We start from the raw sequence: 14,897 nt of genomic DNA, 5'->3' as shown, positions 1-14,897 counted from the left end.
AGAGGACTCGAAGAATCGTGGACGACACACCAGCACTGCGGGTCGGCCGGGACGAGCCGGCCGCGTTCGTGGAACTCACCATCGAGTTCTCCCAACGGAACATGGTGCTGGGGACTTGACGTGGTAAGCCCGGAGCCGTGTCATGTCCACGGCTCAACATAGCACTAGTAGAACCATTTGATCTTCGAAGTCGAGGAACGAGGCCAGCTACATGGTTACTGCGACGCATGAACAACGCCGCGCAGTGTTGGCTGGAATCCTTACCCAATGCGGCTACGAAGATCGCCTCATCCAACATAACTTTCCAATTTGGCCTATGGAGGGCGACGAGGTTCGAGCCCCCCTTGTAGCTTTCACTGAGGCCGACCAGCAAGACCTATCCACTAGCGCCATCATGGCCTCCGTCGCGGATCATGAAGATGAAATTCGCAGCCTATGGCTGCGAGCAGCCTCATCTCTTGCGACACCAGCCATGTTGATTGCACTCCCGGATCGACTGAGTCTTTGGAACGTAGGCGCAGACGAGAATACAACTCGAGAAATCGAATCAGTCCCCATTGAGTCTAGCACTCTAGTCATTCGCACACTTTCGTCACTGACACCCGATTCAGTGAATCGCGCGAAGCTCAACCTTACACAGAACCCCCTTTTCCCAGTAGACCTGAAGCTTGTTGAGGTTTCAAGAAAAAAGTCTAGGAGCTACCTCACAGCACAAGTCGAGGCGGTGATGGAAATGACCGCCTCTTCAATCGGTGGCGACCCAACAGGAAGTGTCGCGCGGATCGTCATTGGAGCCTTGTCCGCACTGATGCTCAGAGACAAGGGAAAAGTCGGCTACGCAACCCCTTCAGTCCTGACCGACGTAGCACAGCAGCGTTACCCGGGTTACTTTGAGTGGCTAAATGGAGTTGACACAAACCACCTCACAGCCTTTGACTCCGCTATAAGAGAATTTGACTCTCGGGTGAATTTTGCCGGGCTAGAGCCCTCAACAGTAAGCGATGTATACGAGCAGGCGCTGGTCACTCATTCGCAACGCCGCGTTCAGGGGACCTATTACACCCCTCCACCAATAGCACAGCAAATCCTAGAAATGGTGCCCATCGAAACAATTGCCCCTCAGGACCGCTTCATCCTGGACCCGGCTTGCGGCTCCGGAACAATGCTCCTTGCGGCGTCCAATCGCCTTCGAAAGCTACACCCACACTCAGCTGACGCGCTAGCGAAACATCAATACGTTGCCAAACATGTGCGAGGTTACGACAAGGACGTGTTTGCCACAGAAGTGGCGAAATTGTCACTACTCATGACCGACTTGTCTCCAGGGAGTAGCTGGCGTGTCGAGGCGAAGGATGCACTCACTGCAAAGTTGGATGAATCCGATAGACCCTCCGTCATCGTTTGCAACCCCCCTTGGCAGCACTCCCGCCAAGGCAAGCCAGCTACAGAGCGCGCTAACGAATTCATTAGTTGGATGCTGGCGAGTCTCACGACTAATGGATTCCTGGCATGCATTCTACCCCTGAGCTGGATTAACTCTGCGACGAGTAGGAAGGCTCGCTCAAGTCTGCTAAATGAGGCTAGCCTGCTAGAAATATGGCGCCTCCCCGGTGAAACCTTCCAGTCAACCACGGATGCAATAGCTCCAGCAGTAGTCATCGCACAGAAAAACCCCGGAGGGCATAGGAGCGGAAGGCCAACCCTGGTGAAGAGAATTTCTGGCCGGCCTGGCGCCTTGTCGCAATTCTTCGAGACCGGAAGACCCGACTACGCTTACTTGGCAAATCCTGGAAGAGACGGCCAAGGCCTGCTACAGGGTCCCCTGACTCGCTACTTTGAAAAGAGCACAGATTTCGATATTCTAGAAAATGTAGCCACCGTCAGGAACGGGCGTCCGCATCAGCCGGGTAGGCCGAAGCGGAGAGATACAGATACCGAGGCTACACATTGGGAGATTTCTTCACTTAGGCATCTCATTCCATTCGGTTCTCCGATTGTCGAAAAACTGATTCCAGTAAAGTACCCGGAGGATTTCAGTAAATCCGGGAAGTCGGATGAATTCGTGCGAAGCCCAAAGCTGCTAGTTGTGGCAAAGCGCTGGAACACGGCAAACCCGTGGCGGATTAAGACTGGTATCGACTTGCAGGGTGTGGTCCCAAGAGAGAGTTTTCACATGGTGCTCCCCAATGGCAGTTGGCATGGCTGGGGAACCATCCCAATGGGGGATCGCCTCTTCGCGTTGCTCGCAATCCTAGGATCGGGCCTCGCTTCATGCTGGGTCGATGAGCGTGCGCCTGGGCGGAATATCCCACCGAGCGTAATTCAATCCTTGCCAGTGCCGAAAGACCCGCTCCATCTTCGAAAGTTGGCTGCGGCCGCCAAGGGCGTAAGGGCGGCTGTCGAGGGCGGCAAGGAATCCGAAGTATCGACAGCTACTATCCATCTGGAAAAAGTCGTTGCTTCCGTCTACCACTTGCCTGCAGAGATCCTTGATCTCCTTAGGAAAGCGCTTGGAGGGCTACCTGGCCCGGAGGGCGTGATTCGTTACCCTATCCAATCAGGAAAGATCGAAAATAATCACAGCGGAAGAGAGGTTCCCGCATTCGGACACGTGATCGAGGCAAATGAGGACGGCCTTCTCATCTGGGTCTCCGGGGTTACAAGTGACGAAGGCATGCGAATTAACCCGCCCATACGTGCTTCGGGGTGGATCTGCCAGGCAGGCATTGACTTTCAGGTTTCTGGCGATCTCAAGGATCTAGCTTCGGCGCCCATGAAGCTACACAAGTTCGATTGGCTCCCCGACGGCGAGTACGGAGATCCGCAAGCGACGGGGGCGCTATGAACGCCGTCGATCTCACGCTGACAGCAGAGTCACCGATTGCCGAAGTTTGGTTCTTGGATGTCGGCCAAGGTGACTGCACGATCATAATCGATCCCATCACTAACAGTGCACTCTTGATTGACTGCCCAGCGGGTAGAGCTGAACAGATAGTGGAATTTACCCGCAGCAGAGGGATAAGTATTCATACTGTAATTGCGACTCACTGGGATGTGGATCATTATGGAGGCATAGCGCGCGTCGCCTCGGCAAGCACGCCAAGCCGAATAATCTACAATCATGACACCCTATTCTCTGACGATAAAAAGTCGGGGTTCAAAATACGAACCACACTCCTGCAGTTCCTTGATTTTGACCGGTCTCAAACCCGATTGGACGGGGCTATAGAAGGTGCACGCGGGATGCTGGGTGCAATCAGTTGGTGCATGCTAGCTCCTGATCAAAGGGAGCTGACCGAAGCTTACGCACGAAAGAAGAGGAATTTAGCTAGCGCGATTGTTCTTGTCCAAATTGGGGCCACGCGAATCCTGATAGGCGGGGATGCTGTGGGGTCCACATGGGAACGCCTGATTCACGATGGAGTACGGATAGATGCGGACATTCTCCGCTGGCCGCACCATGGTGCTGATCTTCACGGAGACCGCGATGGGGAAATACGCAAAGATGTATTGGAGACTGTGGCCCCTGAGCACCTAATTATATCGACAGGGGCATCCAACAGATACGGACATCCATCGGCGACGATCGTGGCTTCAGCTGCCGTTCATTCAAAAGTGATGTGCACGCAAGTTACGCCAGGCTGCTTTGGCTACGTAACCCGCGAAAGTCGAAACTCTGGAACCGCTCAGAGTGCTCTTGCTGGCTTGAGATCAACTCAATGTGCTGGATCTGTTCAAGCCCTTGTAATGCCGTCAACGGTTGTAATATCAACACACCCAGCGGACCAGCAGATGCGAATTAATCAGTGGCCCAGCCCCCTCTGCAAAGAGGTTTAGGATGTCCCTGCGCTGGCAACATTGAGCTTTCTCCATCACCGCTCTGAGCAGGCCAGATGTAGACAGAGGATGGCCTGGATGAGGGTCGTGATGCGGGTGGTTGGGGACCTGAGTTTGGGGAGGTTCGCCATGACGACGACTCGCTCGACCAGGGTCCGGATTTCGCGTAGGACTGGTTGATACTCCAACCGGACCTTGGGACCTGGAGCCAGTACTTGGCGCCTTCGCCGCCGTCGCCCACCCACAGGCCGAGGACCGAGCACCGCGACGACCTGGTCCGGACCCGCACCCAGACCGTCAACCGCCTCCACGCGTTGATGACCAAGCTCGTGCCCGCCGGCCTGCCGCGCAAGCTGACCGCCGATACTGCTGCCGCAGCCCTGCGGGGCCATCCGGCCCAAGGCGTCCCTGGCCCGCACCCTGCGCGCCCTGGCCACGGACCTCGTCACCGAGATCCGCCGCCTGGACCGCCGGATCACCACCGTCACCGAGCAGATCACTACAGCAGTGGCCGAGTCCAGCACCACCCTCACCGAACTCCACGGCATCGGGGACCTGCTGGCCGCGAAGATCCTCACCCGCACCGCGGGCGTCGGCCGCTTCCGCTCGGAGGCCGCATTCGCCTCCTACTGCGGCGTCGCACCCCTGGAGGTGTCCTCCGGGGACGTGAAACGACACCGGCTCTCGCGAGCAGGGGACCGGCAACTGAACTCCGCCTTGCACGTCATGGCCATCACCCAGATCCGCCACCCCACCCCGGGACAGGCCTACTACCAGCGGAAACGCGCAGAAGGAAAAGGCCACAAAGAAGCCCTCCGCTGCCTCAAGCGCCGGCTGGCCGATGTCGTCTACCGCACGATGCTCCGCGACCGGGATCCCTCTCTGATCGCCCCCGCTTGACACAGAGAGGTGCCGTTCTTTTTGCAGTCACTGACCTTGCCGTGGCCCGCTAAACTCCAGCCGCCCAGCGAAACCCGCAGGTCGGACAGAAAAATCCTGCTGGAGTATTAGAAGAGAGCTCCTTCGGTGCCCTCACCGAAATCCGTATTACCTCGCCTGGCAAGCTGCTCCCTGCGCCTCATCACGGCTTCCGGAGAAGGCAAGGGCATATCGCGATGATTTTCTTTCGCCTTCTTCTCTTGCATCGGATGCAACCCAAGGTGAACCTCGTCGGCGAAGACCTGGTGGTTCAACTGTCGCAGACGGTCGATAATCTCGGTCCGAGCGAGTAGACCAACAGTGTAGCGTTTCCCCTGATCGGTATCTTGGAAGCCATGGTCGAGCGGGAAAGTCTCGTGGGTCGGATCTGCGGGCAATGTCCGCCCAGAGTCGTCCAGCAGATCGTTCCAGCCATACGCCTCGACCGTGGCTTTGTCGATCTCCTCGTGGATGCGGCGGAGTTCGACGATTTCCTCGTCCTGGCAGTCAGGGTCGTGGACTAGATTATAGGTGGCAGTAAGCCCTATCTGGCGAGCCGCCATAAGATTACGTCGGTAGGAATCCAAAAGGGCACCAGCGGCACGAAGCCTGTCAGTCTTAGTCGGGCGAACGAGCGTTTCGAACACGTCCGTTGACGTGTAACGTAGATCCCCCTTCATCGTAGACGCGCAATTAATCGCCCACCAGTAGTGAGGGGAGCTACTAAGAACGGCCAATAGTGCATGGTCGCTGGAGGCAAACACGACAGTTGCCTCACTGAACACCGATCCAGTTGGCACCATTGCAGGAATGACTGTGTGTGTATGGCGGGTAATCACCATGCAACGCTCCAGGGGAGCAAGCGCTGCCATCAAAGCAGGTCGCTTTTCTGCATAGTGCCAATAGCGCTCAGGAAGGGGTTTGCGCAGTACGTAGGAACCATCGGGCTTGCGCCGCTGTCGCTCAGGCTTAACGTCTGCCTCGATCTTAGAAAATGCCCTTGGGAACTCCCGCGCTCGACTCTCCGACCAATCGCGGAAATTAATAACCCAACGAGAACTCAGATGCTGCGGATGATTATTGACGTCCTGCCCATTTAGATACGGAAACAAAACCTCGGCATAATTCTCATCTTCGGCGATCCATTTTTTCGCATCGGCTTCAGGGAGTGTAAATCCTAGGCCGAGCACGATAGACCCCTGGAATGAAACTCCCCCATTCTCGCGAAGCGACTCGATCCACGATGCTACGCGACTTGCCGGATTCAGTGCGGTTGAGATTCCCTGCGGGGCAGGCAAATCACCCACGAATCGTTCCGCGGCGCCCATGATGGGCGCCTTACTAGTCCATACTGCACAGTATTCAAGCACGGCAGACCGTGAAGGCCAGGGCGCGCTCTTAATCGCTCTCCGGATCAGAATCCCCTCTTCAGCCAACTGATCCAGGCCAACCGTGCGTGTATCCCCCTGAGCCAGGGTGTTCGTCGCAATAAGTCCCGTTTGCCCCCGGGAAGCAAGCAATCGATGAGTGCGTAGCTCAAAGTACGCGACCAAATCTGCACTACCCCGCCTTCGGTTCGCAAGGTATTCAACCATGTACTCTCGATATGCCTCCCCCATTGCACCAGTGAGTTTCTGCCCGCCCAAGAACGGCGGGTTACCTACGATCGCGTCAAATCCCGCCCGTCTATTGAAGACCTCCGGAAACACCAGTGGCCAGTGCACCGGCCGCCGCTCAAGGGACCCCTGCGGCGACTCCGCCGCCAACCACTCTTCCGCTGTCGCCTTAGCCTCGCGCACCACATGCGCGTCATCCTCAACCCCCTCGCCGATGATCTGCCGCACGATCCAGGCCGCCTGCGGGAACAGGTCCCTGACGCGATCGCCACCGTTCTGCGCGTACCACTCCACCCGCCCCGAGGCGCACGTCGCCAGTGCCGCGCCCGCGATCAGGTCGCCGACCAGCCGTAGGCGCCGGGAGTGGCGGTTGACTTCAGCCAGACGCTGCCGCTTCTGTTGGAGCGCGGGCAGGTCGACGCCCTTGATCGCGGTGATCGCCAGTCGTTCCCGCGTCAGCTCGTCCACCAACTGCCGGGCCTGCTCCGCCAGGATGTCGGCCTGCTGACCCGGCTTCATGTGTACGGCCTGGATCTGCTCCAGGCTGTGCACGCCCAGCAGCGAGTCACCCGCCACCAGCCGGTCGTCCAGGAACGTGAACGGCCGGCCCGGGTCCATGGAGACCAGCCACAGCGACAGCTTGGCCATCTCCACCGCCATGGGGTTGATGTCCACCCCGTACAGGCAGTGCTCGATGATCTGGCGTCGGGCCTCCACGACCACGGAGTCCTGTTCGGCGTCGGCCGCCGTCACGGCGTCCACCGCCCGCCCCGCCCGGTACGTCATCGCGTCCACGCGGCCCTCGGACTCCCAGGCCTCGATCAGTCGGTCCGCCAGGTAGCGGCAGGCCGCCACCAGGAATGCCGCCGAGCCCATCGCGATGTCCGCGACCTTCAAGTCGAGAATCTGCTCAGCCGACTTCAGACGCCACTCCCCCGTGTCCGCCGTCTGGAGCGGGCCCGGTTCGTACACCAGGGGCTCCAGCGCGTGCAGCACGACCTCCTCCGCCAGGAAACGGGGCGTGTAGTGGGTGCCCGTGTTCTTCCTCAGCGAGGACTCGGTGATGTAGAGGGCGCCGTTCGGGATGACCGTCGGCAGGCCCCGCAGGTCGTCACGCAGGATGCCGACGAACGACAGCAGCCTCTCCGTCAGTGCCGGGTCCTTGGTCACCGCGTTCAGCCGGCGCCGTGCCTCCGCCGCGTCCTCCGCCCCGAGCGGGGCGAGGCGCTTCTCCAACTGGCCCGCCGTCGCCGGGGGCTTGGGGTCCTTCCACTTGTCGAAGACGGCCTTCGCCAGCGTCTTGACCGATCCCGCCTTCGCCGCCAGGGACTCCAGTTCCCGCAGCGGCACCTCGTGCTCCAGCCCTTCCGGGCCGATCAGCCCCACCATGTGCTCGGTCGCCCGGCGCCCGTCGAACGAGAGCAGGCCCTCGTAGACGTAGCCGATCTGCTCGACGTCCAGGGCGCGGAAGCTGAGGGTGCGGACCTCGCGGTCCTTGCCCTTGCCGACGCGGACCTCCTGCACCGCCTGGAGCATGTGGAGCACCGTGCGGTCGTCGATCGGCAGGAGCGGGGTGGTGCGCTCCATCCAGGGGTACGTGTCGGGGTCGAAGATCGAGCCGTCGTACGCGGGCAGGTGGAAGCCGGAGCCCGGGTGGTCCACTCCCCCGTGCACGGCGTGGAAGAGCGCGATCAGCCGGTGCCAGGCCGAGGTGGTGTGCTCGAGCGAGGTCTCGCCCTCCTCGTCCGCGCGGGCCTTGAGCTCGTCGCGCAGGAAGCGGGCGGAGTAGGAGCGCGCGTAGACCTCGTTGTCGGCGGGGAGCAGGCCGCGTTCCTCGGCGAAGAGGAGGAAGACGACGCGCATCATCACCGCGACCGCGCCGCGGTAGACCTCGCCCGCGGCCACGCCCGAGGCGTGCAGGCCGGGTGCGCCGTGCTCGACGGCGCGGACGTCGGCGCGCCCTATGGCGTCGACGAGGAGTTCCACGGCCTGCCGGACCTGGATGCCCAGGGCCTCGGTGACGTCCTCGCCGGCCGCGAGGCTGGCCTTGAGGAGGCCGACGAGGGTCTCGGCCTCCTCGTACTCGAAGAAGCGGCGGCGGCTGAGCAGGGAGGCGAAGGCGCGGACGACGTTGCGCTCGGCGGCCTCGTTCCAGCCGATGGAGTCGAAGACGGCAGTGGTGGTGACGCCGCCGAGGGGTGCCCACACCAGGCACCACCAGCGGCCGTCGGTGACGAGGCCGAGGGGGACGCCGTGGTGCCGCAGGAGCCGCGCGAGACGGTCGGCGGGGGCGGCGGCCCAGTCGCCGCCCCCGCCGGCGCGGGCGGTGGGCGCGGTGCCGGCGGGGACGGTGATGCCGAGGAGGCGTACGCGCTTGGCGGCGGACGCGGTGTCGGGTTCGGCCGCGAGATCGTAGCCGGGCTCCACCAGGGCGAAGTCGGGGCGGACTTCGGTGTTGTGCTCCGCCACACGCAGGGTGAGGCGGTCCAGGCCATGGTGCTCGGTTTCGCCCTGCCGGAAGGTCAGGGCATCGTCCCAGCCGAGGAGACGGCGCAGGATGTAGGCCACCCACTCGTCGCGGCCCGCGGTGGTGTCGGTCTGCCAGTCGGCGTGGCGGGCGCGCAGCCGGGCCCGCTCGTCCTTCTCCAGGGGGTCGAGCTGGGGCCAGGCCCGCAGCAGGACAGGCATGGTCAGGAAGGGGCCGGAGACCTCGCTGAGGTCGAGCCACTCCTGGTGCTGCCTGCGGCCGTCGGCGGCCTGGGCCTTGGCGGCGGCGAGTCCGGGGCTCATCGGGCGGCGGGGGCTCATCGGCGGGCGTCCTTTGCGGGAATGACGAAGACGACTGCGGCGGGGAAGACGTGGGAGCGGGGCTCGCGGTAGCGGGCGGCGATGGCGGCGAGTTCGCGCTCGCGTTCGCCAGGAAGGCCTTCGAGGCGTTCCTGCCAGCGGCGGCGGTCGTCCTCGAACTGCCGGCGCTCGTGGCCGGTCAGCTCGTGGGTCGACAGCAGGGCGAGCTGTTCGCCCTCGCCGTCCCCCTCCTCCTTGAGCTTGGCGCGCAGGGTGGCCTCGAAGCGGTCGAGGGTGGCGGTGATGCGGCGCTCCTCCTCGGCCCGGCGGTCGGCGAGCCGGCTCTCCAGCTGGCGGCCGAGCTCGTCGGCCCGCGTCCTCAGTGACCGGTACAGCGGGTCACGGAGCTTCGGCCAGGCGTCGGTCAGCTCCTTGCGCAGGTGCGGGGCGGCCTCGCTTCCCTCGGTGAGGGCGCGGGACAGGACCCTGCCCTGTTCACCGACCGACTCCCAGCGGCGGAAGCGGCCGGTGTCGCCGAACCAGCCGCCCGCGTGCAGGACTTCCTCGTGGAGGCGGGTGCCGTCGGTGCCGACGAGGACGTAGCGCGCATAGGCGGAGACCAGGGTCGTGGTGACGGCCGGGTCGTCGGAGACGACGGCGGTGACGCGGTTGAGGCCGACCGAGTCGGCGTTCCACACGGCGGCAGTGAGCAGGCGCGTGGAGAGGGCGACGAGCGGGTGCTTGAGGTGGGCGAGGACCACGTCGTCGCGGCCTTGCGCGGCGACCGCCGGGGAGAAGGTGAGCGGCCGCTGCTCGCCCTCGCGGAGCTTGTGGGCCAGGCCCCGGGTCGCTCGCTCCCAGCTGCCGGACAGGGGTTGCACGTCGAAGAGGTCGCCCGGCTCGAAGTCCTCCGCGCGGAGGAGGGAGGGGAGGAGCGCGGGCTGGTGGTCGAGCGCGAGGGCGGTATCGACGACGCGCTTGACGCTGGCCGGGGTGAGGCCGAGGGAGTCGACGGTCTCCTCGTACTGGTCGGCGAGCCTCTTGGTCTGTGCGGTGACGTTCTGCTCGGGTGCCACGTCGCCGCCCGTGCGACGGCCCTTGATGGGCCTGGGCTTGGCGTTCTCGATGTCGACGGGCGCCGTGTCGCCGGTCATGCGGCGCTGGACGGCGTCTGCGAGGACGGCGTTGACGGAGCCGAGGTCGTGCTCCATGCGGGCGACCTTCTTGGCGACGCGGGAGAGGAACTCCAGGTCGGCCTCGTAGGAGCCGGCTTGGGCCTGCTGCCAGCCGGAGCCGATGAAGTGGGTGATCTCCGGGTCGTTCTTCTGGCCCCAGCGGTCGATGCGGCCGATGCGCTGTTCGAGCTTGTTGGGGTTGAACGGGATGTCGTAGTTGATCAGGCGGTGGCAGTGGTTCTGGAGGTCGATGCCCTCGCCGGCGGCGTCGGTGGCGAGGAGGATGCGGACCTTGCCCTCGACGCGGGACGGCTCGGCCTGGAAGCCGAGGCGGATGCGCTCGCGTTCCTCGGCGGACAGTCCGCCGTGGAGGCGTTCGACGCGGCCGCCGTCGGTGAGTTCCTCCTGCTGGAGCAGGTCGTGCAGCCACTCCTGGGTGTCGCGGTACTCGGTGAAGATGACGACCCGCTCATTGGTCCAGTTCCTGCCGTCGGGACGGCAGAGCGCCTTGAGGGTGCGGATCAGGGCATCGGCCTTGGAGTCCGGCGCGGCCTCGTGGGTGAGGGCCCAGCGCTCCATCTCCTGCAGCAGGTCGAGTTCCTGACCGTCCTCGGCCGGGGTGAGGGAGGTGGAGCGGGTCAGGGCGTCGTCCTCGGCGTCGACGAGGCCGGTGTCGTCCAGGTCCGCGACGAGGTCGGCGAACTCCTCCAGCCACTCGGGCACCTCGGCCGCGGCCGCACGGCCGCGCGCGGGGCCGGTGTCGTCCAGGTGGGAGAGGTACACCTGGACGGTGTGGAGGAAGGCCGCCGGGGAGGAGAAGAGGCGCTTCTTCAGCAGCAGCGTGACCAGGTCGGCGGCGCGGCGCCCGCCGCGAGCCGTGGGTGTCAGCTTCTTACGGCGCAGCTCGGCGAACGATCCGAGCAGCTGGTGGATCTCGCGCTCCTGCGGCGTGTAGTCGACGGAGAGCTCAAGGGTCTTGCGGGTGCGGAAGCGGGGCGTGCCGTCGGCGTTGGTGACGGTCGACTTCAGGCGCCGTACGACGGTGTCCTTGAGGGCTTCCTTGTCCGGGTCCACGCCGCGGGCGAAGCGCTGGTCGTCGATGAGCTCCAGGAGCGCGGTGTAGGACTCGGGATAGCCGTTGTGCGGGGTGGCGGAGAGGAAGAGCCGGTGCTCGAAGTGCGGGACGAGGCGCCGGATCAGCTTGGTCTGCTGGGAGTCGACGGCGTACACCTGCTTGGGCGCGGCGGGCGCGACGTGGTGGGCCTCGTCGAGGACCAGCAGGTCGAAGAAGCGCTTGTGCTCCCCGTCGGAGCTCTCCTCGGGCGCGCCGATGACCTCGTCGAGGAGGCGCTGTGCCTTCTGTCCGCGCAGCCAGGGCAGCGAGACGATGGTGAGCGGGTGGACGCGGAAGGGGTTGGCGGCGGTGCCGTGGGTGCGGCGCAGCCGGGCGCAGTGCTCGGAGTCGACGATGGTGAACTCCAGGCCGAACTTCTCGGCCATCTCGTCGCGCCACTTCAGGGTCAGGCCAGCGGGGCAGACGACCATGGTGCGGCGGGCTCGGCCGCGCAGCAGCAGTTCCTGGACGACGAGGCCGGCCTCGATGGTCTTGCCGAGGCCGACGTCGTCGGCCAGGAGCAGGTTGACGCGCGGCGCGCCGACGGCTCGGGAGACCGGTTCCAGCTGGTACGGCTCGACGGCGACGCCGGAGCGGAACGGGGCCTGGAGCGTCTTGGCGTCGGCGGAGGCGACGGCGGACCAGCGGACGGCGTCGAGGAAGGCGGCGAGGCGGCCCGGGGAGTCGTAGGAGCCGGTGGAGGCGTCGGGGAGGGAACCGGCGGGCAGCACACGGCGGCCGGGCTCGACCTCCCAGATGACGGAGAGGGTGTCGCCGAAGCGTCCGTCGGCGACGGACTGGAGGTGGACGAGGGTGGCGGGCCTGCGCTCGTCGTCTCCGTCGGCGGCGGGTGACGGCTCGACGCGGGAGACCACCCAGGACTGGCCGCGCACCTCGACGAGGTTGCCCTCCTCGGGGAGCTGTCCCGCCTCGGTGCGCTCGGTCTCGCGCTGAGCTGCTGGCGTCATGGGCGCTGTCCCCTCGGTGTCTCTGCTGCCGTCCGTAGACAGTGTCCTGTCTCCCCACCGAAACGGAGCGATCGCAGCGTAACACGAACAATTTGCTGTGAACAGAGATTACAAAACCATGGTCGGTGCGGAGAAGGACTCAGGCCATCCGCCGCAGCCGGTCCAGTAGGGCTCGACTGCGTCCGCGCCGGGCATCGGCCACCGGCAGGACCCTCTCCTCCTCGTCTGCCAGGCGCCGCAGCAGTTCCTCGGCAGCGAGCCGCTCTCCCGTGCGCACCAGGAGCACACCGATCTCATACCGCGTGTCCAGCACCGCCGTGTCACCCGATCCGAGAAAGCTGCGCTGTTCGGCGAGGACCGACTTCAGCTCGTCCAAAGCCTCGCGCGTGCGGCCGAGCGCGCCGGCGCAGAGGGCGGATCCGGCTCTGGCGGCGAGAAGGTCGGCGTGCCCGAGGCCGGGAACGTCCATGAGGTCGCGATATTCCTCCAGGGCTCGGGCGGGGCGTCCTGACCGGCGAACGGCGGCGATCTCGGTCAGACGTGGATGCGCGGGCGCCGCCGCGGGTCCCGGACCCTGCTGCGGGATCCAGGGGGCGAGCAGGGCGGCCACCTCCGCCGCGGAGGCGGGCCGGTCCTCGGGCTTCTTCTCCAGAAGCCCCGCCACCAATGCCCTCAGCCCGATCGGAACACCGGAGCGGCGGTCGGCCAGTGGAGGCACGGGTTCGTGCGCGTGCTGGTGGTACAGCATGAAGGGGCTGCCACCGCTGAAAGGCGGAACGCCGGTGAGAAGCTCATACAGGACGCACCCCAGCGAGTAGAGGTCGCTGGCGGCGACGGCCTTTCCCACTGCCTGCTCGGGCGCCATATAGACGACCGTGCCGGGGGTGGCGTTGGCAGCGGTGAAGCGGGTCTCGCCGGGCTGGGGCTCCAGGGCCGCGGCAACGCCGAAGTCGAGGACCTTGATCTCGCCGTTCGGGGTGATCATCAGGTTCGACGGCTTCAGGTCGCGGTGTACGACATTCTGCCCGTGGGCGTAGGCGAGCACCTCGGCAGCCCGCCGGGCAACGTCCGCGGCTCGTTCGACGGGCAGCGGGCCATCGCTCTCGAGCGCGGCATCGAGGCCACGACCCCGGACAAGATCCATGACCAGGTAAAGCTCGCCCTCGTGGCTGCCATGATCGTGGACGGCGGGGATGCCCGGGTGTTCCAGCCGACTGGTGAGGTGCGCCTCACGCAGGAACCGGCGCTCCAGCGTGCTGAGTTCAGCGCCAAGGCCGCGGGGAGCGAGAAGCTTGACAGCGACTTCACGGCCACGGTCGCGGTCGTACGCCGCCCAGACGACTCCCATGCCGCCCCGGCCCAGCTCGCGCGTCAGCTCGTACTGCCGAAGGCTTCGCCGCATTGCGCCCGTCCCCAGTCCCGGCGCCGGTGGCGCCTGTCACACCCCTGCGACCGGGGCGGCGCGGCGCACCCGGTCGGCTGAACCCATCCTCTCACCGTTCACACCGGCCACGGCCCTTGCGGAACCAGAAATGGGCGGCGGGGATCCTCGGGCCGCGCGCGACGGGTGGCCAGCACCGGGTTCGGGTCCGGCAGGTAGCGAGCGAGAGTCGCGTAGACCTCGACTGCCGAAGAGGGACGGTCGTCCGGATGCTTCGCGAGCAGAGCCGTCACCAGCTCCCGAAGGTCGTCGGGGATGTCAGAGTCGGAGATGGCGGGCGGGGGCGAACTCAGATGGTGGGAGGCCAGGAGCGCCGGCTGGTCGCTGGCGAAAGGCGTCTCACCTGTGAGCATGTGGTGCAGCAGGCAGCCCACCGCGTAGAGATCGCTGCGGCCGTCGAGCTCGTTCCCGCCGGACAGCAGTTCTGGCGACGCGCAGAGGATGTTGCCGATGCCTTCGCCTGTCATGGTCAGGCGTGGATCGGTATCGGCGAGCAGTTTCACCAGTCCGAAGTCCAGGATCTTCACGACTCCGTCCCGTCGGACCATGACGTTCTGCGTCTTGAGGTCACGGTGCACCAAGCCGGCGGCGTGGGCAGCGGACAGTCCGGAGCACAGCTGGGCGGCGACCGCGGCGGCCGAGGGCACGTCGAATCGTCCGTCCTCATGTTGATCGAAAAGGTGCTCCAGAGTGGTGCCCTCGATCAGCTCCATCACCAGACAACAGGTGTCGTCCGTGATCGAGGCATCGAAAACCGTGGTGATGTTGGGATGGCCGAGGCGCGCCGCGGCCTGTGCCTCTCTTTTGAAACGAGCCAGTGCCTCATCGCGGCTCCGGGGGACGGCCAGCAGTTCCGCGGCAATGGTCTTCACCGCCACCGGCCGGTCCAGATACAGGTCACGGCCCTGCCACACCTGCCCCATCACTCCTCGGCCGAGGACGGACTTCAGCTGGTAGCGGTCGCGAAGCACCATTCCCGGCTTGAATCTCTGCATTTCTCCCACCCTCTACACTTCCCACACAGCCGACTCACAGTTTTTC

7 protein-coding genes are annotated in these 14,897 nt (G+C 64.6%); 3 read left to right on the top strand and 4 right to left on the bottom strand.

The features are described 5' to 3' along the window. Nucleotides 1–316 precede the first annotated feature (316 nt). The 3 genes from CHF15_RS27285 (at nt 317) to CHF15_RS27280 (ending at nt 4,737) form a co-directional block, all read left to right on the top strand. Nucleotides 317–2,845: an HsdM family class I SAM-dependent methyltransferase gene (locus tag CHF15_RS27285; RefSeq protein ID WP_179279983.1), complete on the top strand. Its 2,529-nt coding sequence runs from the start codon at nt 317–319 to the stop codon at nt 2,843–2,845. Beyond that, nucleotides 2,842–3,837, top strand: coding sequence for a ComEC/Rec2 family competence protein (locus tag CHF15_RS46735; protein WP_107418574.1), 996 nt, complete (start codon nt 2,842–2,844; stop codon nt 3,835–3,837). The genes CHF15_RS27285 and CHF15_RS46735 overlap by 4 nt, the downstream gene beginning before the upstream one ends. A 507-nt stretch (nt 3,838–4,344) precedes the next feature. Next, on the top strand, nt 4,345–4,737 hold the full coding sequence (locus CHF15_RS27280; RefSeq protein ID WP_179279982.1) for a transposase: 393 nt from the start codon (nt 4,345–4,347) through the stop codon (nt 4,735–4,737). 107 nt (nt 4,738–4,844) lie between these two features. On the opposite strand, the gene CHF15_RS27275 is transcribed toward CHF15_RS27280, so the two are convergent. From CHF15_RS27275 to CHF15_RS27260, 4 genes are all read right to left on the bottom strand, one after another. Next, complete coding sequence (locus CHF15_RS27275) at nt 4,845–9,179, bottom strand: Eco57I restriction-modification methylase domain-containing protein (RefSeq protein ID WP_089226523.1); 4,335 nt, start codon at nt 9,177–9,179, stop codon at nt 4,845–4,847. After that, entirely contained in the window at nt 9,176–12,415 is a 3,240-nt protein-coding gene (gene drmD / locus CHF15_RS27270; protein ID WP_089226522.1) for a DISARM system SNF2-like helicase DrmD, read from the bottom strand. The genes CHF15_RS27275 and drmD overlap by 4 nt, the downstream gene beginning before the upstream one ends. 139 nt (nt 12,416–12,554) lie before the next feature. Then, nucleotides 12,555–13,817: a serine/threonine-protein kinase gene (locus CHF15_RS27265; RefSeq protein WP_089226521.1), complete on the bottom strand. Its 1,263-nt coding sequence runs from the start codon at nt 13,815–13,817 to the stop codon at nt 12,555–12,557. 98 nt (nt 13,818–13,915) lie between these two features. Further along, entirely contained in the window at nt 13,916–14,851 is a 936-nt protein-coding gene (locus CHF15_RS27260) for a serine/threonine-protein kinase (protein WP_089226520.1), read from the bottom strand. Between the last annotated feature and the right edge of the window lie 46 nt (nt 14,852–14,897).

The sequence above is a fragment of the Actinacidiphila glaucinigra genome, assembly GCF_900188405.1.
GTDB lineage: Bacteria > Actinomycetota > Actinomycetes > Streptomycetales > Streptomycetaceae > Actinacidiphila > Actinacidiphila glaucinigra.
This window is presented reverse-complemented; position numbering and strand designations above follow the sequence as displayed.

Excerpts from the sequence above, each read along its gene's own strand:
- CHF15_RS27285 (WP_179279983.1), top strand. The coding sequence starts at position 317 with ATGGAGGGCGACGAGGTTCGAGCCCCCCTTGTAGCTTTCACTGAGGCC.
- CHF15_RS46735 (WP_107418574.1), top strand. The coding sequence starts at position 2,842 with ATGAACGCCGTCGATCTCACGCTGACAGCAGAGTCACCGATTGCCGAA.
- CHF15_RS27275 (WP_089226523.1), bottom strand. The coding sequence starts at position 9,179 with ATGAGCCCCCGCCGCCCGATGAGCCCCGGACTCGCCGCCGCCAAGGCC.
- drmD (WP_089226522.1), bottom strand. The coding sequence starts at position 12,415 with ATGACGCCAGCAGCTCAGCGCGAGACCGAGCGCACCGAGGCGGGACAG.
- CHF15_RS27265 (WP_089226521.1), bottom strand. The coding sequence starts at position 13,817 with ATGCGGCGAAGCCTTCGGCAGTACGAGCTGACGCGCGAGCTGGGCCGG.
- CHF15_RS27260 (WP_089226520.1), bottom strand. The coding sequence starts at position 14,851 with ATGCAGAGATTCAAGCCGGGAATGGTGCTTCGCGACCGCTACCAGCTG.